Origin of the sequence: Butyrivibrio sp. AC2005 (assembly GCF_000424145.1) — a bacterium.
Lineage (GTDB): Bacteria > Bacillota > Clostridia > Lachnospirales > Lachnospiraceae > Butyrivibrio.
The window spans coordinates 226,324-246,778 of the sequence record NZ_AUJI01000009.1 but is presented as its reverse complement, the minus strand read 5'-3'; the positions used below and the strand labels follow the sequence as shown (position 1 = coordinate 246,778).

Below are 20,455 nucleotides of genomic sequence, written 5' to 3'. Positions count from 1 at the left end.
CTAATTGCTTTATTTTTATGTTCACATCATTTTACCAACTCAATGATGCAGGAATGCTGTTGATGAAATCATCACTACAGCTGCAAGATTTTAATACTTCAAATATTATGGCGATGTGAGTCTTAATCACACCGCCTTTTTATAATCCATATAGAAAGCAACCGCCTATTATTCAGAATCATTCTTTTATTCCACAATCGGTTCTATCAATTTGATAATACTTAGAGTATTTTGAGATAGCTTTTCTCCAACTATTATGAGTCGCTGACTGGACATCATTTAGCAGACATACTTCATTATGAATTATATTACACATGTCATTTAATTCATTTCTAAACATTTCAGGGTTAACATATCCAGTATTAATAAGCTTAGCAATCTGGTTAATGTTATTTCCAATCCTTCCTAACTGATATTTGATTTTTGTAAGAGCATTGGTCTCATCATCTATCAAAATTCGCATAGTTACTTGTCTCTGAAAAATGGACCAACGAACAAATTCGGAAACAGACATCTCAAAATCATTAGCAAGATTGCGTAATCTTTTCAGTTCATTTTCGCTTAGACGAACATGTAAGTATTTGTCAGTATTTCTTCTGTCTTCTTCCTTGATTTTTTTCATTTTCCCTCCTTATCCTCTGCCTCTTTTTTTATTTTTTCGCTGTCAAATATAAGCCTTGATCTCATCACGTCATAGTCAAGATTCACTTTTATAATTTCACGATATGCTTTTATTTCATCCATCCTATAAACCTGATATGTAGGATTTTCGTCACTTGTATCATTTTTCTGATTGATAAGATTGATGTAATCTAAGTTAGTATTCTCTGTAGTAATCTTTGTATTAGTGGTACCCTGTAGGTCACCACCCTCTGCCCTGCAGGGAACCAGGGTAGTGCCCTCTAGGGCACAGGGTGATGCCCTGGAGGGCACACCCCTATAAGTTTTTTCGGAAAAGTAATTTCCTTCAATTTCTCTGGTACTAATTCCAGATACATACAGTTATATAGCTTAATGCCATCTTTAGTTGTTTCATTTCTTAAATGCTTACGAATTACACCAATTTTGCACAGATAGTCGATTGCGAGTCTCGCCTGCTTTTTGGTAACTCCATATTGTTCTTCAATTTGCCGGTAGCTTCTTTATTGTTGGTACTGGAACCCCAAAAAAAGGTACCAAAAAGGTACCAGATACTATTTTTTTATCATTAGTTTACCATATTTACATGTAAAAAGGCTTCCGAGAAAACTCTCGGAAGCCTTGATTTTACTTATAGTTTGAACTATTCAGTCCGGATTACTCGATGATTGTAGCAACACGGCCTGATCCAACTGTTCTACCACCCTCACGGATAGCGAACTTAAGACCCTGCTCCATAGCGATGGGGTGGATAAGCTCGATGCTCATTGTTACGTGGTCACCAGGCATGCACATCTCTGTACCTTCAGGAAGGTTGCAAACACCTGTAACGTCAGTTGTTCTGAAGTAGAACTGAGGTCTGTAGTTGTTGAAGAAAGGAGTATGACGTCCACCTTCATCCTTTGTAAGAACGTAAACCTCAGCTGTGAACTTCTTATGGCAAGTTACAGAACCGGGCTTTGTGATACACTGACCTCTTTGGATACCATCACGGTCAACACCACGAAGAAGAAGACCAACGTTGTCACCAGCTTCGCAGTAATCCATTGTCTTACGGAACATCTCGATACCAGTACATACTGACTTAGATGTCTCTTCCTTGATACCAACGATTTCGATTTCGTCGTTAAGGTTAAGGTGACCTCTCTCTACACGGCCAGTAGCAACTGTTCCACGACCTGTGATTGTGAATACGTCCTCAACAGGCATAAGGAAAGGCTTATCTGTCTCACGAGTAGGTTCAGGGATGTAAGAATCAACTGTGTCCATAAGCTCCATAACCTTGTCGCCCCACTCAGACTTAGGATCCTCAAGAGCCTTAAGAGCTGAACCACGAATGATCGGGATATCATCTCCAGGGAACTCATACTCTGTAAGAAGGTCTCTGATCTCCATCTCAACGAGGTCAAGAAGTTCAGGATCATCAACCATATCGCACTTGTTCATGAATACGATGATGTAAGGAACACCTACCTGACGAGCAAGAAGAACGTGCTCTCTTGTCTGAGCCATAACACCATCAGTAGCAGCAACAACAAGGATAGAACCATCCATCTGAGCTGCACCAGTGATCATGTTCTTTACATAGTCAGCGTGGCCAGGGCAGTCAACGTGTGCGTAGTGTCTGTTAGCTGTCTCATACTCGATGTGAGCAGAGTTGATTGTGATACCACGCTCTTTTTCCTCGGGTGCTTTATCGATCTGATCGAAAGCAACAGCAGGGCTGAATCCTCTGTCAGCAAGAACAGTTGTGATAGCTGCTGTAAGAGTTGTCTTACCATGGTCAACGTGTCCGATTGTACCAATGTTTACGTGCGGTTTGCTTCTGTCAAACTTAGCTTTAGCCATTTTAAAATATCCTCCTTAAATAAAAAATGTTACATTAACATTCTTTTCTCATAATAACCGACATATCGATTATATTAGAATTTTGGCTTGAAATCAAGCCTTAAATAGTATAAATAGGGGCTTTGAGGTATGTTTTCATTCGAAAAATAACTTTAAGCCCCACTTATATTACCTTATTAAGCGTTCTTGTTAGATAGAACCTTCTCCTGGATGTTCTTCGGAACAGGAGCATACTTCTCGAAGAACATGGAGTAGTTACCACGACCCTGTGTTCTGGAACGAAGGTCTGTAGCATATCCGAACATCTCAGCAAGCGGAACATGTGCTCTAACAATCTTACCGCCGCCAAGGTCATCCATACCTTCAACCTGTCCACGACGAGAGTTAACGTCACCGATAACATCTCCCATGTACTCTTCAGGCATAGTAACCTCAACCTTCATGATGGGCTCAAGGAGAACCATTCCGCCCTTAGCCATAGCATCCTTAAATGCCATTGATCCGGCAATGTGGAATGCCATTTCTGAAGAATCGACTTCATGATAAGATCCGTCATAAACTGTAGCATGTACACCTACAACAGGGAATCCACCAAGAGAACCTGCCTTCATAGCCTCTTCGATACCTTCGCTGATAGGCTGGATATATTCCTTAGGAATAGAACCACCGACAACTTCGCTATCAAACTGGTAAAGGTTTTCTCCGTTGGCATCCATGGGCTCGAAACGAACCTTACAGTGACCATACTGACCACGTCCACCGGACTGCTTAGCATACTTACTCTCGATATCGCAAGCATTTACAAGAGCCTCTCTGTATGCAACCTGAGGTGCACCAACGTTAGCCTCTACCTTATACTCACGAAGAAGTCTGTCAACGATGATATCAAGGTGAAGCTCACCCATACCAGCGATGATAGTCTGACCTGTCTCAGAGTTTGTATGTGCTCTGAATGTAGGATCCTCTTCAGCAAGCTTCTGAAGTGCTTCATCAAGCTTCTGCTGACCAGCCTTAGTCTTAGGCTCGATAGCAAGCTCGATAACGGGATCCGGGAACTCCATAGACTCAAGGATTACGGGGTTCTTCTCATCACAGAGTGTATCACCTGTAGTTGTGTTCTTAAGACCAACAGCTGCAGCGATATCACCTGAATATACCTTATCAAGGTCTGAACGCTTATTAGCATGCATCTGAAGGATACGTCCAAGACGCTCCTTTGTGTCCTTAGTACTGTTAAGTACGTAAGAACCTGAATTTGCAGTACCACGATATACACGGAAGAATGCAAGCTTTCCTACGAAAGGATCGCTGACAATCTTGAATGCAAGAGCTGCGAACGGGCCATCATCTGTTGACTCAACCTCAACCTCATTGCCATCCATGTCTGTACCCTTACATGCAGGGATGTCAATAGGTGAAGGCATGAACTCGATAACAGCGTCGATAAGCTTCTGGATACCACGGTTTCTGTGTGCAGAACCACAGCATACAGGGAAAGCTTTGCACTCACAAGTAGCCTTACGAAGAGCAGCCTTAAGCTCCTCCTTTGTAGGCTCCTCACCCTCAAGGTACTTCATCATAAGATCTTCATCGAGGTCGCAGATCTTCTCCACGAGCTCACTACGATAAAGCTCTGCATCATCCTTAAGATCAGCAGGGATCTCGCCGATTGTTACATCTTCACCCTTATCATCATTATAGATGTAAGCCTGCATCTCAAAAAGGTCGATAACACCCTGGAACTGATCCTCAGCTCCGATCGGGATTTCGATCATAATAGCGTTTTTCTTAAGTCTATTTCTGATCTGCTCAACAGCTCCGAAATAGTTTGCTCCAATGATATCCATCTTGTTGATGAATGCCATACGAGGAACATTAAATCCGTCAGCCTGACGCCATACGTTCTCAGACTGAGGCTCAACGCCTTCTTTTGCACTGAATACGCCTACAGCGCCATCAAGTACACGAAGTGAACGCTCAACCTCAACGGTAAAGTCAACGTGGCCGGGAGTATCGATAATGTTGATACGATGCTCCTGAGCACCGGGCTTAACCTTTCCGTTTTCCTGAAGTGTCCAATGGCATGTTGTAGCTGCAGATGTGATTGTGATACCTCTCTCCTGCTCCTGTTCCATCCAGTCCATGGTAGCAGTACCTTCGTAGGTCTCACCAATCTTGTAGTTAACACCGGTATAGTAAAGAATACGCTCTGTAAGTGTAGTCTTACCGGCATCAATATGCGCCATAATACCAATGTTTCTGGTTCTCTCCAATGGGTATTGTCTTTCAGCCAAAGGTTTATCCTCCTAATAAAAATCGACGTTTCTAACACCAAACTCTTAAAATTAGAATCTGTAGTGTGAAAATGCCTTGTTTGCTTCTGCCATCTTGTGCATATCTTCTTTTCTCTTTACAGATGCACCAGTGTTGTTAAATGCATCAAGAATCTCAGATGCAAGTCTGTCGACCATGGTCTTCTCGCCTCTGTTACGAGAAAATGTTACAAGCCAGCGAAGTGCAAGAGCCTGACGTCTATCCGGACGAACCTCGATCGGTACCTGATATGTAGCACCACCGATACGTCTAGCCTTTACCTCGAGAGCGGGCATGATGTTGTTCATAGCACCCTCGAATACTTCAAGAGCAGGCTTACCAGCCTTCTCCTCTACCTGTGCGAATGCACCATATACGATTTTCTGTGCAACACCCTTCTTACCATCAAGCATAACTGTGTTGATAAGCTTTGTTACAACCTTGTTATCGTATAAAGGATCCGCTAATACGTCACGTTTTACAATATGTCCTTTACGCGGCACGGTTCTTCCCTCCTTTAGAATCACAGATGAGTGTCAGTCTTCATCTGTTTACTATAGATCATAGGTACTCACTAATTTTAGTGTACGTGCGGTTTTTCTTACTTCTATATAAAAGAGAAATACCAACACCATTAAAAAAATTAGATCTTGTAATGATAGTTACTTAAATTACTTTGCAGCCTTAGGTCTCTTTGCACCGTACTTGGAGCGAGCCTGCTTACGGTCTGCAACACCTGCTGTGTCAAGAGTTCCACGAATAATGTGATATCTTGTACCAGGCAGGTCCTTAACTCTTCCACCACGGATGAGAACAACGCTGTGCTCCTGAAGGTTGTGGCCTTCGCCGGGGATATAGCTTGTCACCTCGATACCGTTAGAAAGACGTACTCTGGCGATCTTTCTAAGAGCTGAGTTAGGCTTCTTAGGTGTAGCAGTCTTAACAGCTGTGCATACGCCTCTCTTCTGCGGTGAAGCAGTATCAATTGCCTTCTTGTGAAGGGAATTGAATCCTTTCTGAAGCGCAGGAGCTGTTGACTTCTTCTCAGAAGTCTGACGGCCTTTACGAACTAACTGGTTAAATGTTGGCATTCCTTTTACCTCCTATTTTAGTAGTAAAACAATATATGATAAACAGACAGCTCTCTGACATAGAAACCATCTGAAAATCAACAAAACAATTACATACTTCAAGCGAAAGGGGCAAACTACCCCTCTCGCTTGTCGCACAGTTTACAAGTATAAATATTAAAAATTAGCTTGTCAAGCACAATCGTTTTAAAATTGTACTATTTTATGAACTTTTCATAATTAAGAAAAGTATTATTCCTCGTCGTCAGTTACGACTACCTCATCTGCCTCGGAATCAAGATCAGTGATAAAATCATCATCGTCATCCAGATTCTTCTTAAGAATCAGCTTATCGAGATCCTTAAAGTTAGCATCTGTATTAAGAGCTGTGTTACGATAACGCTTCATACCTGTTCCTGCAGGAATCAGTTTACCGATAATAACGTTTTCCTTAAGTCCGATAAGAGGATCAACCTTACCCTTAATAGCAGCATCGGTAAGAACCTTTGTTGTCTCCTGGAAGGATGCAGCTGACAGGAAGGAGTTTGTAGCAAGAGCGGCCTTGGTAATACCAAGAATAACCTGCTTTCCTTCTGCGGGCTTTTTGCCTTCACTTATAAGTCTCTCATTGTCGTCCTCGAAATCAAGTACGTCAACCAGTGTTCCGGGAAGGAAGTTTGTATCTCCACTCTCCTCTATGCGTACCTTCTTAAGCATCTGACGAACAATAACCTCGATATGCTTATCGCAGATATCAACACCCTGCAGACGATAAACTCTCTGAACCTCGCGGAGCAGATAATCCTGAACTGCACGGATTCCCTTGATCTTAAGAAGATCATGAGGATTTACGGAACCTTCTGTAAGCTCATCACCGGCCTCAACCTGCTGGTTATCAATAACCTTGATACGTGATCCGTAAGGGATGAGATATGCCTTTGACTCACCTGTCTCATCGTTTGTGATGATAACTTCACGTTTCTTCTTTGTATCCTTAATGGTAGCTGTACCATCAAGCTCTGAAATAATTGCAAGTCCCTTAGGTTTTCTTGCCTCGAAAAGCTCCTCAACACGGGGAAGACCCTGTGTGATATCTCCACCGGCAACACCACCGGTATGGAATGTTCTCATAGTAAGCTGTGTTCCGGGCTCACCGATAGACTGAGCTGCAATGATACCAACTGTTTCACCGACCTGAACAGGTTCACCGGTTGCCATGTTAGCACCATAGCACTTAGCACAGATACCAATGTGTGAACGGCATGTAAGGATTGTACGAATCTTAACTGCTGTTACAGGCTCACCCTTACTGTTAATACCATCACTTAAGATTCTCTTAGCACGGCTGGGTGTAATAATGTGATTCTTCTTAACAATTATGTTTCCATCTTTGTCCTTGATATCCTCACATGTATATCTTCCTGTGATACGATCCTCTAAAGGCTCGATCATAGCCTTACCGTCTTTGAATTCCTTAACAGTAATTCCGGGAATTACTGCCTTTCCTTCACTACAGTCAAGCTCACGGATAATAAGCTCCTGTGATACGTCAACCATTCGACGTGTCAAATATCCTGAATCGGCTGTACGAAGCGCTGTATCGGACAGACCCTTACGAGCACCATGCGCTGACATGAAGTATTCCAGAACGTCCAGACCTTCACGGAAGTTTGACTTGATAGGAAGTTCGATTGTACGACCTGTTGTATCAGCCATAAGTCCACGCATACCAGCCAGCTGCTTGATCTGCTGATCACTACCACGGGCTCCGGAATCCGCCATCATGTGAATATTGTTGTACTTATCAAGTCCTTTAAGAAGGACATCGGTAAGCTTCTTATCTGTATCCATCCATGTCTCAACAACAAGACGATAACGCTCTTCGTCTGTCATAAGACCACGACGGTAGTTTGTAGCAATCTCATCAACAACAGCCTGTGCTTCATCAAGCATTTCCTGCTTCTGCGGAGGCACTGTCATATCTGCAATAGATACGGTCATAGCCGCTCTTGTTGAATAGTGATAACCTGTTGACTTGATCTTATCAAGTACCTCTGCTGTAGCAAAAGTACCATGTGTATTGATCATATTGGTAACGATTTTCTTCAGCTGTTTCTTACCAACCATAAAGTCGATTTCAAGCTTGTACTTGTTCTCCGGAACTGAACGATCAACAAATCCAAGATCCTGAGGAATGAACTCATTGAAAAGGAATCTTCCAAGTGTAGACTCAACAAGTCCGGATTCTTCCTCTCCGTTCTCATTCTTACGACTTATACGGATTGTAATTTTTGACTGAAGTGTAATGTAATCATTCTCGTAAGCAAGGATTGCTTCATCTATGCTCTTAAAGAACTTACCTTCACCCTTTGCACCTTCACGCTCCTGTGTAAGATAGTAAATACCAAGGACCATATCCTGAGTAGGAACGTTAACAGGACCACCATCTGAAGGCTTAAGCAGGTTGTTAGGAGCAAGCATAAGGAATCTGCTCTCTGCCTGTGCCTCTACGGACAAAGGAAGGTGTACAGCCATCTGGTCACCATCGAAGTCCGCATTGAAAGGTGTACAAACAAGCGGATGAAGCTTAATAGCTTTACCTTCAACAAGGATAGGCTCAAATGCCTGGATACCAAGTCTGTGAAGTGTGGGAGCACGGTTAAGCATTACAGGGTGCTCTTTAATTACATCCTCAAGTACATCCCATACCTGCTCATCAAGTCTCTCGACAAGCTTCTTGGCATTCTTTATATTCTGTGAGATTCCTCTGGAAACAAGTTCCTTCATAACAAAGGGCTTGAAAAGTTCAATAGCCATTTCCTTAGGAAGTCCGCACTGATAAATCTTAAGCTCAGGACCTACGACAATAACTGAACGTCCTGAATAGTCAACACGCTTACCAAGAAGGTTCTGACGGAAACGACCGCCCTTACCTTTAAGCATGTCTGAAAGGGATTTAAGTGCACGGTTTCCGGGACCTGTAACAGGTCTTCCACGTCTGCCGTTATCAATAAGTGCGTCTACAGCTTCCTGAAGCATACGCTTCTCGTTACGAACAATGATGTCCGGAGCGCCAAGATCAAGAAGTCTCTTAAGACGATTATTTCTGTTAATAATACGACGGTAAAGATCATTAAGATCTGATGTTGCAAAACGTCCACCGTCGAGCTGTACCATAGGACGAAGATCCGGAGGAATAACCGGAATGCAGTCAAGTACCATCCATGAAGGATCATTACCTGATTCACGGAAAGACTCAACAACTTCAAGTCTCTTTATGATACGCTGCTTCTTCTGTCCGCTGGAAGTATCAAGACCTTCCTTGAGTTCCTGATATTCAGCTTCAAGATCGATACTCATAAGAAGCTCTTTAATTGCTTCTGCACCGATACCTGCACGGAATTTTCCGCCCCACTCTTCACGGGCATCCTGATATTCCTTCTCAGAAAGAACCTGTTTATATTCCAGGTTTGTCTCTCCGGCATCAAGTACGATATATGAAGCAAAGTACAGAACCTTCTCAAGTACTCTGGGTGAAAGATCAAGGATAAGTCCCATACGGCTGGGAATACCCTTGAAATACCAGATATGTGATACAGGAGCAGCAAGCTCGATGTGACCCATACGCTCACGACGAACACTGCTCTTAGTTACTTCAACGCCACAACGGTCACAGATTACGCCTCTGTAACGAATCTTTTTGTACTTACCACAGTGACATTCCCAGTCCTTTGTGGGTCCAAAAATCTTCTCACAGAACAGACCGTCTCTTTCAGGCTTAAGTGTACGATAGTTGATTGTCTCAGGCTTTAAAACCTCGCCATGTGACCACTCTCTGATCTTCTCAGGAGAAGCGAGACCAATCTTTATAGCATCAAATGTCATCGGCTGATATGTCGGTGCTGATGAAGTTCTTCCGCTGGAAGCTTCGTTTATTGCTTTATTCATTGTAGAATCAGACATTCGTAACCTCTTTTCTCTTGTTTACGTGGTTGCAGTTACTAATTACCGCATATAGATTAGAATTTCGCTTGCGAAATTCTCGCGCGAGGCGTGGTTGCTTTAGCAACCTTTACCTTTCACGCCGATGCGCACAATAATTTTTAATCGTAATTTGAATTACTAAGTAATTCAAATTTGATTAAAAGTTGTCATCAAGACCATCTGCAGCATCAAACTCTTCTTCTATAGCTGCATCGTCATCCTCAGTCACAAGTTCGCCATCTTCATCGAAAGCCTGTGTCTGATAGCCGTTCTCTGCGAGATTCTCACGATCATAGTCGCGATTTACCTCACCTTCAATTTCATAGCGGTAGTCAGAATCACTGTAATCAACCGACTCCATGATCTCTACTTCGGTGTTATCCTCACGAAGCACACGTACATCCAATCCAAGTGACTGGAGCTCCTTCAGAAGAACCTTGAAGGATTCCGGTACTCCGGGTTCAGGGATATTATCGCCCTTGATAATTGCTTCATATGTCTTAACACGTCCTACAACATCATCAGACTTAACAGTCAGAATCTCCTGCAGTGTGTAAGCTGCACCATAAGCCTCAAGAGCCCAAACTTCCATCTCTCCGAAACGCTGTCCACCGAACTGTGCCTTACCACCAAGAGGCTGCTGTGTAACCAATGAGTAAGGACCGGTTGAACGAGCATGGATCTTATCATCAACAAGGTGATGGAGCTTAAGGTAATGCATGTGTCCGATAGTTGTCGGTGAATCGAACGGAATACCCGTACGACCATCTCTAAGCTGAACCTTACCATCAGTATGGATCGGAACACCCTTCCAAAGCTCTCTGTGATCTCTGTTATCATACAGATACTTCATGATTTCAGGATCTACACTATCTTTATATTTCTCTTCAAACTCTTCCCAAGTGCTGTTTACATAATCATTAGCCATGGTAAGAGTAGCCTGAATATCTTTCTCGTTGGCACCATCAAAAATAGGTGTAGCAATGTTAAATCCAAGAGCCTTAGCAGCAAGTGAAAGGTGAATCTCAAGGACCTGTCCGATATTCATACGAGAAGGCACGCCCAAAGGATTAAGCACGATATCGAGCGGACGACCGTTAGGCAGGTAAGGCATATCCTCTATAGGAAGTACACGGGATACGACACCCTTGTTACCATGACGACCAGCCATCTTATCGCCGACTGAAATCTTTCTCTTCTGTGCAATGTAAATACGAACTGCCTGGTTAACACCGGGGCTAAGCTCATCGCCATTCTCTCTTGTGAATACCTTGGCATCAACTACGATACCATACTCACCATGAGGAACCTTAAGTGATGTATCACGAACTTCACGAGCCTTTTCTCCAAAAATAGCACGAAGAAGTCTCTCTTCAGCAGTAAGCTCTGTTTCTCCCTTAGGAGTAACCTTACCAACAAGGATATCACCCGCACGAACCTCAGCACCTATACGAATAATTCCGCGGTCGTCAAGATCCTTAAGTGCTTCGTCACCGACACCGGGAACGTCTCTTGTAATCTCTTCAGGTCCGAGCTTTGTCTCACGTGCCTCTGCCTCATATTCCTCAATATGAATGGAAGTGAATACATCGTCACGTACAAGTCTCTCACTGAGAAGAACCGCATCCTCGTAGTTATAACCTTCCCATGTCATGAATCCGATAAGAGGGTTCTTACCAAGACCAAGCTCACCCATGTAAGTTGAAGGACCGTCAGCAATAACATCGCCGGCTTTTACGTGATCGCCCTTAAATACGATAGGTCTCTGGTTATAACAGTTACTCTGGTTACTTCTCTGGAACTTAATGAGGTGATACTCTTCCTTCTCACCATCATCATATGTCATCTGGATAAGTTTGCTATCTACAAAATCAATAACACCATCCTTCTTGGCAACAACACAAACACCTGAGTCAACAGCTGCCTTACGTTCCATACCTGTTCCTACTGCAGGAGCTTCTGTTGTAAGAAGCGGCACTGCCTGACGCTGCATGTTTGATCCCATAAGAGCACGGTTAGCATCGTCATTCTCAAGGAAAGGAATAAGTGCTGTAGCAACTGAGAATACCATTCTCGGTGATACGTCCATGTACTCGAACATTGTCTTCGGATACTCGGAAGTCTCCTCTCTGTAACGACCGGAAGCATTATTCTTCTTGAAATAGCCGTTCTCATCAAGAGGTGTGTTAGCCTGAGCTACATGGTAATTATCTTCTTCATCCGCTGTCAGATACTCAACCTCATCTGTAACGCGAGGATTTTTAGGATCTGTACGGTCAACCTTACGATAAGGAGCCTCTACGAAACCATACTGATTAACTCTCGCATAGCTTGCGAGTGAGTTAATCAGACCGATGTTAGGACCTTCAGGTGTTTCGATAGGACACATACGTCCATAGTGAGTATAGTGTACGTCTCGAACCTCGAATCCGGCTCTGTCTCGGGAAAGACCACCGGGACCAAGTGCGGAAAGACGACGCTTATGAGTAAGCTCACCAAGAGGGTTATTCTGATCCATGAACTGTGACAGCTGTGAAGATCCGAAGAACTCCTTAACTGCAGCCTGTACAGGCTTAATGTTGATAAGACTCTGTGCAGAAATCTCATCAGCGTCATGTGTAGTCATTCTCTCACGAACAACTCTCTCAAGTCTGGAAAGACCAATTCTGTACTGGTTCTGTAAGAGCTCGCCCACGCAACGGATACGACGATTACCAAGGTGATCGATATCATCATCATGTCCGACGCCATACTCAAGATGCATATTATAGTTAATGGAAGCAAGAATATCTTCCTTAGTAATATGTTTAGGAATAAGTTCATTAACATTCTTTCTGATAACATCAGCAAGGCTCTCAGGATCCTTGTCAGCGTTCTCAGTAAGAATATCTCTGAGTGCAGGATAATAAACATCCTCAGTAATTCCCAGCTCTTCAGGATTGCAATCTATGAAGCTTGTAATATCAACCATCATATTGGAAAGGACCTTAATATTACGCTCCTCACCCTGAACAAGAACATAAGGAATACCTGCATTCTGAATCTCAGTAGCAAGTGCACGGTCTACCTTTGTACCAGCAGCTGCGATCATTTCACCTGTATTCTCGTCAATTACATCCTCTGCAAGAATCTGCTTATTAATTCTGTTCTTAAAATGAAGCTTCTTATTGAACTTATAGCGTCCAACCTTAGCAAGATCATATCTTCTTGCATCAAAGAACATAGCATTAATAAGACTCTCTGCACTTTCTACACTGAGAGGTTCACCGGGACGAATCTTTTTATACAATTCAAGAAGACCACTCTGGTAATCAGTTGAAGGATCCTTAGTAAAGCTTGCCTGGATCTTAGGCTCATCACCAAACAGGTCAACAATCTCTTCATTAGAGCCAATTCCGAGTGCACGAATAAGAACAGTAACCGGAACCTTTCTGGTTCTGTCTACTCTTACATAAAATACATCATAGGAATCAGTCTCATACTCGAGCCATGCACCACGATTAGGAATAACGGTACATGCAATCAGCTTCTTACCGATCTTATCACGAGTTATATCATAATAAATACCGGGGGAACGAACCAACTGGCTGACAATAACACGCTCTGCTCCGTTGATTACAAATGTTCCGGTTGCAGTCATAAGAGGAAGATCACCCATGAAAATTTCATGCTCAGCTATCTCTCCGCTCTCTTTATTATTAAGGCGAACCATAACCTTAAGCGGTGCCGCGAAGGTAGCATCTCTCTCTTTACATTTCTCGATTGTGTTCTTGTTCTTGTCAATCTCATCTTCGCAAAGTTTGAAATCAACAAACTCAAGACTCAGCTTACCGCTGTAATCCTCAATAGGAGAGATATCGTTAAAGACCTCTTTAAGACCCTCGTCAAGAAACCACTGATAGGAGTTCTTCTGAACTTCAATCAGGTTCGGCATCTCCAGGACTTCCTTCTGGCGCTGGAAACTCATACGTACATTTTTACCAGTACCACTAGGATGCAATCTGTTTTTTTCCATTGACATTCACCCCGTTCTTATTTTTTATTTAGTAGACAGGCTGGCGAACTCTAAAAAAGTGCGCAAAGCGCCTACCACTCCACAATAGTGCATCATCCATTCTACTATAAACATTTTTTGTCGTCAAGCACATTTTTTACAAAAGTCAAGTATTGATTTTTGTAAAATGATTCTTTTCCTGATTCAAAGTCAAGCAGATTCAGAATGGTTCGCGTAAAATACGCAAACAAAAAGAAAGCCATGCTTGCAAGTAAACTTGCGCATGACTTTCTTATTATTTACGTGCTTGACTTTGAAGTAGACAAGATTACTTAAGAGTAACCTTAGCGCCCTCAGCCTCAACCTTAGTCTTGATGTCATCAGCCTCTTCCTTAGAAGCGCCTTCCTTGATCATCTTAGGAGCATTGTCTACGAGATCCTTTGCTTCCTTAAGTCCAAGACCTGTAATCTCACGAACAACCTTGATAACCTTAACCTTGTTAGGACCAACTTCTGTAAGCTCTACGTTGAACTCAGTCTTCTCTTCCTCAGCACCTGCTGCTGCGCCGCCTGCTGCTGCTACAACAACACCTGCTGCTGCTGATACGCCGAACTCTTCCTCACAAGCCTTAACAAGATCGTTAAGCTCAAGAACTGATAACTCTTTGATTGCATCGATAATCTCTGCTGTAGATAACTTTGCCATTATTATTTACCTCCATTAAAAATAAGTTTGTTTTCAATAAAAATTTGTAATTACTCAGCTGTTGTAGCTGCTGCCTCTTCAGCAGGAGCTTCAGCTGTCTCTGCTGCAGGAGCTTCCTCTGCGGGAGCTGCCTCGCCACCCTCTGCCTTCTTCTCAGCGATCTGTTTAATGACACGAGCGAAGTTTGTGATAGGTGACTGCATAGAACCAAGCAACTTGGAAAGCAACTGATCCTTGGGAAGGATGTTTGCGATCTCCTTGAGTGCCTCTGCATCATACAGCTTGCCCTCGATCACACCACCTTTGATCTCAAGTGCCTTCGCCTTCTTTGCGAAGTCGTAGAGTACACGTGCAGGAGCTGCAGGATCTGTCTCAGAAATAGCGAGTGCGCTAGGTCCGTTAAGAAGATCAGCAAGCTGCTCAAAATCTGTACCCTTGAATGCGAAGTTCATCATCGTATTCTTGTAAACTTTGTAGCTGACGTTCTCTGCACGAAGCTTTCTACGAAGTTCTGTGTCCTCAGCAACAGTTAAACCACGGTGATCTACAAGTACAAGTGCCTGAGCGTTCTGAATCTTATCAGAAATCTCTTTTACTATGGGCTGTTTTAATTCAACCTTTGCCATCTTTTTACCTCCTTATAGAATTTACCGCCAAAGAAAAAGCCTCTCGAAGACGAGAGGCATAAAAGTCTTATCAAAACTTTTCCTCGGTAGGCGCTAAGCTTACGTCATCAAATGACACCTACTGTCTTCGGCTGGTCATAACGACCTTTGATAAGTTATCACATTTTTTTATATGTGTCAACATGTTTTTATAATTTATTTATTCTTACAGAAATAATTAATTTATTATTCCTCTTCAGAATCGCCAACAGGCTTTCCACCGGTAGCAAGCCACTTAAGATAAGCATTGATAAACGGATCAAGATCTCCATCAAGAACTCCGTCAGCATTAGAAGCCTTGAAACCTGTTCGAGTATCATTAACCATTGTGTAAGGCTGAAGAACATAGGAGCGAATCTGACTTCCCCATGCGTTATCCATTACCTCACCTCTAATGCCTGCAAGCTTCGCTGCCTGCTCTTCCTGTTTCATAATGAAGAGCTTTGCCTTCAGCATCTGCATAGCCTTGTCCTTGTTCTGGAACTGAGAACGCTCATTCTGACAAGCAACTACAACACCTGTAGGAATATGTGTGATACGTACAGCAGATGATGTCTTATTAATATGCTGTCCACCCGCACCACTTGAGCGATATGTATCAATTCTGAGATCATCAGGATTAATGTCGATATCTATATCTTCCTCAATATCAGGCATGATATCGCAGGAAACAAACGAAGTCTGTCTCTTAGCCTGTGCATTGAACGGACTGATACGAACAAGTCTGTGAACCCCGTGCTCTGACTTAAGAAGTCCGTAAGCATTTGTTCCTGAAATCTGGAATGTAACGGACTTAATTCCGGCTTCATCACCGTCGAGATAGTCAAGAACTTCTGTTGAGAAGCCCTTTCTCTCTGCCCATCTGGTATACATTCTGTAGAGCATTGACGCCCAGTCGCAAGCCTCTGTTCCACCTGCGCCCGCATTAAGTCTGAGGATTACATCATATTTGTCATAAGGTCCGTTCAAAAGATTACTGATACGGATTTTCTCAAGAGTTTCTTCAAACTGATCAAGCTCTGACCTGATCTCTGCTGCCATATCGTCATCATCAACGCCCTCTTCATTCTGAAGGTCGATGAGATCCATCATATCGTCGTACTGTTTGTGAAGACCTTCTATCTCTTCAACAAGGTCCTGCATGTTCTTAAGATTTCTTGTCTTCTTATTGGCTTTGTCAGCGTCATCCCAGAAAGTAGGCTCTTCCATCTCACGGGACAACTCTTCAATCATTTTCTTCTTAGAATCAAGGTCAAGAGAGGCAGTCACCTCATCAAGAGTACCTCTGAGATTAGAAAGCTCAACCTTCATCTGATCAAGTATTACCATATCTGTTCCTTCCATAAAAAAAGCTTGGAATAATATTTGTATTATCCAAGAACAACCTCATCCGACTGCTTTGCAGCCACCTTCCCCTAATAGGGGAAGGCTTTATGTTACTACCAAGCAAGCAGTTTTATTATACACATTCTGTCAACCCTGTGCTCTGCCATGGCAGTTCTTATATTTTTTACCGCTTCCGCAAGGGCAGGGATCATTGGGATAAACCTTTGCTTCCATACGCTTTACAGGCTCCTTGGCAGCACTGTCATCCTTATTTGTTCCGGTAACCTTTGCAACCTGTTCACGCTCAACCTTTTCTTCGATATGAACATGGAACAGAAGTCTTACGGTATCTTCCTTGATGTTGCGGGTCATCTCATCAAACATCTCAAAGCCGGCAAGCTTATACTCGATCTTAGGATCTCTCTGGGCAAATGCCTGAAGACCTATACCCTGACGGAGCTGATCCATGTCATCGATGTGATCCATCCACTTTCTGTCAATAACCTTGAGAAGAATTACACGCTCAATCTCACGGATTGTTTCAGGTTCCGGGAACTCAGCTTCCTTCTCCTCATAAAGCTTAACAGCTTCTTCCTTAAGCTGCTGCATAAGTCCGTTCTTAGTGAGCTTGGTGATACGTCCACGATTTATCTTCTTAAGAGGAATAATGGGAAGCAGAAGCTCGTTAAGTTCGCCAAGATCCCACTCATCTGAATCAGTAACCTCACCTACTACAGTCTGTACAGACTCTTCAACGATATCCGTAATCATCTTGTAAACAGTATCGCGCATGCTATCACCGTTCAGAACGCGTCTACGCTCATCATAGATGATTTCTCTCTGCTCATTATTAACCTGGTCATACTCAAGAAGGTTCTTACGGATACCATAGTTGTTATCCTCAATCTTCTTCTGAGCTGACTCAATAGCCTTTGAAAGAGCCTTATGTTCAATCTCCTGTCCTTCCGGAATTCCAAGGGAATTAAACATTGTAATCAGTCTCTCTGATCCAAAAAGTCTAAGGAGGTTATCCTCAAGTGAAAGATAGAACTTAGATTCACCGGGATCTCCCTGACGTCCTGAACGTCCACGTAGCTGATTATCTATACGTCTACTCTCGTGACGCTCTGTTCCGACAATCTTAAGACCGCCGGCTGCTACAGCCTCGTCATCAAGCTTAATATCGGTACCACGACCCGCCATGTTGGTTGCGATTGTAACCGCGCCATGCTTTCCTGCCTCAGCGACAATCTGCGCTTCCATCTCATGGAACTTGGCATTAAGTACGTTATGAGGAATTCCTCTTTTCTTAAGAAGCTTACTTACTTCTTCTGAGGACTCAATTGTAATTGTACCTACAAGTACAGGCTGACCTTTTTCATGTGCTGCCTGAACTGCATCAGCAACAGCATTGAGCTTTTCCTTCTTAGTCTTATAAACCGCATCCTGAAGATCCTTACGAATTACAGGTTTGTTGGTAGGAATCTCAATAACGTCCATTCCGTAAATGTCGCGGAACTCTCGCTCCTCTGTAAGAGCTGTACCTGTCATACCACACTTTTTCTCGAACTTATTGAAAAAGTTCTGGAAAGTGATTGTAGCAAGTGTCTTGGACTCTCTCTTAACCTTTACATGTTCCTTAGCCTCGATAGCCTGGTGAAGACCGTCTGAATAGCGACGACCCGGCATTACACGACCTGTAAATTCGTCGACGATAAGAACCTCATCATCCTTAACGATATAGTCGTGATCTCTTGCCATAAGGTTATTTGCTCTGAGAGCAAGGATAATGTTGTGCTGAATCTCAAGGTTCTCAGGATCAGCAAGGTTATCTATTCTGAAGAAGTTCTCAACCTTAGACACACCCTGTGCTGTAAGGTTAACAAGCTTATCCTTTTCATTAACTATGAAATCTCCGGTCTCCTCCTGTTCGATACCCATGATGGCATCCATCTTGGAGAATTCCTCCTGGTCAGCACCTCTTGTCATCTGCTTGGCAAGAATATCACATGCCTCGTAAAGCTTTGTTGACTTATCACTCTGACCGGAAATAATAAGAGGAGTACGGGCTTCGTCGATAAGGATTGAGTCTATCTCATCGATAATCGCATAGTTGAGTCCACGAAGAACGCACTGTTCCTTGTAGATAGCCATGTTATCACGAAGATAATCAAAACCGAGTTCGTTATTGGTAACATAAGTGATGTCACAGTTATAAGCTGCCTGTCTCTCTTCACTTGTCATGCTGTTGAGAACAACACCAACAGTAAGACCCAGGAACTCATGAACCTTACCCATCCACTCAGCGTCACGCTTAGCAAGGTAATCATTGACTGTTACCACGTGAACACCCTTGCCTGCAAGTGCGTCAAGGTATGAAGGAAGAGTCGCAACCAGTGTCTTACCTTCACCGGTACGCATCTCTGCGATACGGCCCTGATGGAGGATCACACCACCGATAAGCTGAACACGGAAGTGCTCCATCCCAAGTACTCTGCTTGCTGCCTCACGGACAGTGGCATAAGCCTCAGGCAAAATATCATCAAGTGTATCTCCGTTCTCAAGTCTCTTCTTGAACTCATCGGTCTTTGCCTTAAGCTGTTCATCAGTGAGCTTTTTCATCTCAGGCTGAAGACTCTCAATCTTATCAACAGTTCCCTGGATTCGCTTAAGCTCTCTCTCACTGTGTGTACCGATGATCTTATCAATAATACTCATTCTTTATCGCTCCATTAAACATTTCTTATGCCATAAAAAAACAGGAAGCAGATTCGCCTCCCATTTTATAAAGACAAAATCACAAGTGACATTCTAGCAAATAACGTGGATATTATCAAGCCTGATGACATCACGCACAGCTATGTTTTATCTACGGTTCCTGAATAGTATATTCCGTACCGTCGACCACAACCTTTTTTACGGAACTTACAGAGCTGAAAAGCCCCTCGTCAACATAGTTGAACTTTTCCGGCGTCTCTCCATTTTCAAGTGCTTCTATGAGCGCCTGCACCCTGGGGCCGTGAAGCGGATTGCACTCTGCAATGCAGGAAATTTTTCCTTCCCTGCAATACTCCCTTGACTTCTCATTTACTCCGTCAAAAGAGACCACCATTACATCTCCGTTCATTATATTCTGCCCTATGTGCTTTCCCGCGCTCTCAAGGGCATCTATGGCTCCTATTGCCATATTATCATTCTCGCAGTAGACAACATTTATATTGTCGTACCCCTTAAGAAGTGCAGCCATAACTTCTCTACCCTTGTTCTCAGTAAAATCCCCACTGACTTCCGCCATGAGATCCCATCCATTCTCCCTGGCTGCATTGGCCAGTCCCCTGGTTCTTCCAATCTGGGCAGTGGAGCCGGGCGTTCCCTGAATATTGACGATGTGCAGATTCTCAGGCGATATGTTTCTTCTCTCTGTAAAAGCCTTAAGCCAGGCTGTCATTTTCTTGCTCTCAAGCTCAAAATCAGAACCAACCCAACAGGAGTACAGACTTTTATCAGCAACATCAACTCTTCTGTCCACGAGAATTACCGGAATATCGGCATCTCTGGCCTCAGTGAGAACTGACTCCCACCCGGTCTCAGTCGCAGGGGCAAGCACTATATAATCCACTTCCTGCTGAATAAACATTCTGACCGCAGTAATTTGATTGGCCTGCTTCTGCTGTCCGTTTTTATATACTAAATTGAAGCCGTTCTCAGGCGTGAGCGCTTCCTGCATGGATGCAGTGTTGGTATTCCTCCAATCGGATTCTGCACCCAGTTGTGAAAAACCAACCGTAATAATGTCGCTCTGCGCGGCTTCGCTATTTTTTTCTTCTTTAATCAGACTGCTCCCGCAGCCGGCCAGTATAGCCGAAAACAGGAGCAGTGCAGCTGTTGTTACAGCAATTTTTCTCATATC

13 protein-coding genes and 1 other annotated feature are annotated in these 20,455 nt (G+C 43.3%); all 13 genes read right to left on the bottom strand.

The genetic code is table 11. From position 1 onward, the window contains the following. Positions 1–178: 178 nt before the first annotated feature. The 13 genes from G602_RS0100955 to G602_RS0100890 all read right to left on the bottom strand — a co-directional run bounded on the left by G602_RS0100955 (position 179) and on the right by G602_RS0100890 (position 20,452). Positions 179–622 carry a MobC family plasmid mobilization relaxosome protein gene (locus G602_RS0100955; protein ID WP_026657216.1) on the bottom strand — a complete coding sequence of 148 codons (444 nt, stop codon included), beginning with the start codon at positions 620–622 and terminating at the stop codon, positions 179–181. Beyond that, complete coding sequence (locus tag G602_RS31685; protein ID WP_256374950.1) at positions 619–744, bottom strand: hypothetical protein; 126 nt, start codon at positions 742–744, stop codon at positions 619–621. Before G602_RS31685 ends, G602_RS0100955 begins: the two co-directional genes overlap by 4 nt. A gap of 552 nt (positions 745–1,296) precedes the next feature. Then, positions 1,297–2,487, bottom strand: coding sequence for an elongation factor Tu (tuf, locus tag G602_RS0100945; RefSeq protein WP_026657214.1), 1,191 nt, complete (start codon positions 2,485–2,487; stop codon positions 1,297–1,299). A 176-nt stretch (positions 2,488–2,663) separates the two neighbouring features. Further along, on the bottom strand, positions 2,664–4,781 hold the full coding sequence (fusA, locus tag G602_RS0100940; RefSeq protein ID WP_026657213.1) for an elongation factor G: 2,118 nt from the start codon (positions 4,779–4,781) through the stop codon (positions 2,664–2,666). A 51-nt stretch (positions 4,782–4,832) separates the two neighbouring features. After that, positions 4,833–5,303 carry a 30S ribosomal protein S7 gene (rpsG, locus tag G602_RS0100935; protein ID WP_022760818.1) on the bottom strand — a complete coding sequence of 157 codons (471 nt, stop codon included), beginning with the start codon at positions 5,301–5,303 and terminating at the stop codon, positions 4,833–4,835. A 168-nt stretch (positions 5,304–5,471) separates the two neighbouring features. Continuing rightward, positions 5,472–5,891, bottom strand: a complete 420-nt coding sequence (gene rpsL / locus G602_RS0100930) for a 30S ribosomal protein S12 (RefSeq protein ID WP_026493590.1) — start codon at positions 5,889–5,891, stop codon at positions 5,472–5,474. A gap of 231 nt (positions 5,892–6,122) precedes the next feature. After that, on the bottom strand, positions 6,123–9,818 hold the full coding sequence (gene rpoC, locus G602_RS0100925) for a DNA-directed RNA polymerase subunit beta' (protein ID WP_044930803.1): 3,696 nt from the start codon (positions 9,816–9,818) through the stop codon (positions 6,123–6,125). Between the two features lie 193 nt (positions 9,819–10,011). Next, positions 10,012–13,869, bottom strand: a complete 3,858-nt coding sequence (gene rpoB, locus G602_RS0100920; protein ID WP_026657210.1) for a DNA-directed RNA polymerase subunit beta — start codon at positions 13,867–13,869, stop codon at positions 10,012–10,014. Positions 13,870–14,176: 307 nt separating this feature from the next. Further along, positions 14,177–14,554, bottom strand: coding sequence for a 50S ribosomal protein L7/L12 (gene rplL, locus G602_RS0100910; RefSeq protein WP_026657209.1), 378 nt, complete (start codon positions 14,552–14,554; stop codon positions 14,177–14,179). A 50-nt stretch (positions 14,555–14,604) separates the two neighbouring features. Further along, positions 14,605–15,180: a 50S ribosomal protein L10 gene (rplJ, locus tag G602_RS0100905; protein WP_026657208.1), complete on the bottom strand. Its 576-nt coding sequence runs from the start codon at positions 15,178–15,180 to the stop codon at positions 14,605–14,607. Positions 15,181–15,203: 23 nt separating this feature from the next. Beyond that, positions 15,204–15,329: a sequence feature (ribosomal protein L10 leader region), on the bottom strand. A 76-nt stretch (positions 15,330–15,405) separates the two neighbouring features. Further along, on the bottom strand, positions 15,406–16,548 hold the full coding sequence (gene prfB / locus G602_RS0100900; protein ID WP_026657207.1) for a peptide chain release factor 2: 1,143 nt from the start codon (positions 16,546–16,548) through the stop codon (positions 15,406–15,408). A gap of 144 nt (positions 16,549–16,692) precedes the next feature. Then, the gene (gene secA, locus G602_RS0100895) at positions 16,693–19,263 is read right to left on the bottom strand and encodes a preprotein translocase subunit SecA (protein WP_026657206.1); all 2,571 of its coding nucleotides are present in this window, start codon (positions 19,261–19,263) and stop codon (positions 16,693–16,695) included. A 151-nt stretch (positions 19,264–19,414) separates the two neighbouring features. Then, positions 19,415–20,452, bottom strand: a complete 1,038-nt coding sequence (locus G602_RS0100890) for an ABC transporter substrate-binding protein (protein ID WP_026657204.1) — start codon at positions 20,450–20,452, stop codon at positions 19,415–19,417. Positions 20,453–20,455 lie beyond the last annotated feature (3 nt).

What these genes read in the sequence shown, in the direction of transcription:
- rplL (WP_026657209.1), bottom strand. Translation starts at nt 14,554, where the DNA reads ATGGCAAAGTTATCTACAGCAGAGATTATCGATGCAATCAAAGAGTTA.
- rpoB (WP_026657210.1), bottom strand. Translation starts at nt 13,869, where the DNA reads ATGGAAAAAAACAGATTGCATCCTAGTGGTACTGGTAAAAATGTACGT.
- prfB (WP_026657207.1), bottom strand. Translation starts at nt 16,548, where the DNA reads ATGGTAATACTTGATCAGATGAAGGTTGAGCTTTCTAATCTCAGAGGT.
- tuf (WP_026657214.1), bottom strand. Translation starts at nt 2,487, where the DNA reads ATGGCTAAAGCTAAGTTTGACAGAAGCAAACCGCACGTAAACATTGGT.
- G602_RS0100890 (WP_026657204.1), bottom strand. Translation starts at nt 20,452, where the DNA reads ATGAGAAAAATTGCTGTAACAACAGCTGCACTGCTCCTGTTTTCGGCT.
- secA (WP_026657206.1), bottom strand. Translation starts at nt 19,263, where the DNA reads ATGAGTATTATTGATAAGATCATCGGTACACACAGTGAGAGAGAGCTT.
- rpoC (WP_044930803.1), bottom strand. Translation starts at nt 9,818, where the DNA reads ATGAATAAAGCAATAAACGAAGCTTCCAGCGGAAGAACTTCATCAGCA.
- G602_RS31685 (WP_256374950.1), bottom strand. Translation starts at nt 744, where the DNA reads ATGGATGAAATAAAAGCATATCGTGAAATTATAAAAGTGAATCTTGAC.
- rplJ (WP_026657208.1), bottom strand. Translation starts at nt 15,180, where the DNA reads ATGGCAAAGGTTGAATTAAAACAGCCCATAGTAAAAGAGATTTCTGAT.
- G602_RS0100955 (WP_026657216.1), bottom strand. Translation starts at nt 622, where the DNA reads ATGAAAAAAATCAAGGAAGAAGACAGAAGAAATACTGACAAATACTTA.
- rpsL (WP_026493590.1), bottom strand. Translation starts at nt 5,891, where the DNA reads ATGCCAACATTTAACCAGTTAGTTCGTAAAGGCCGTCAGACTTCTGAG.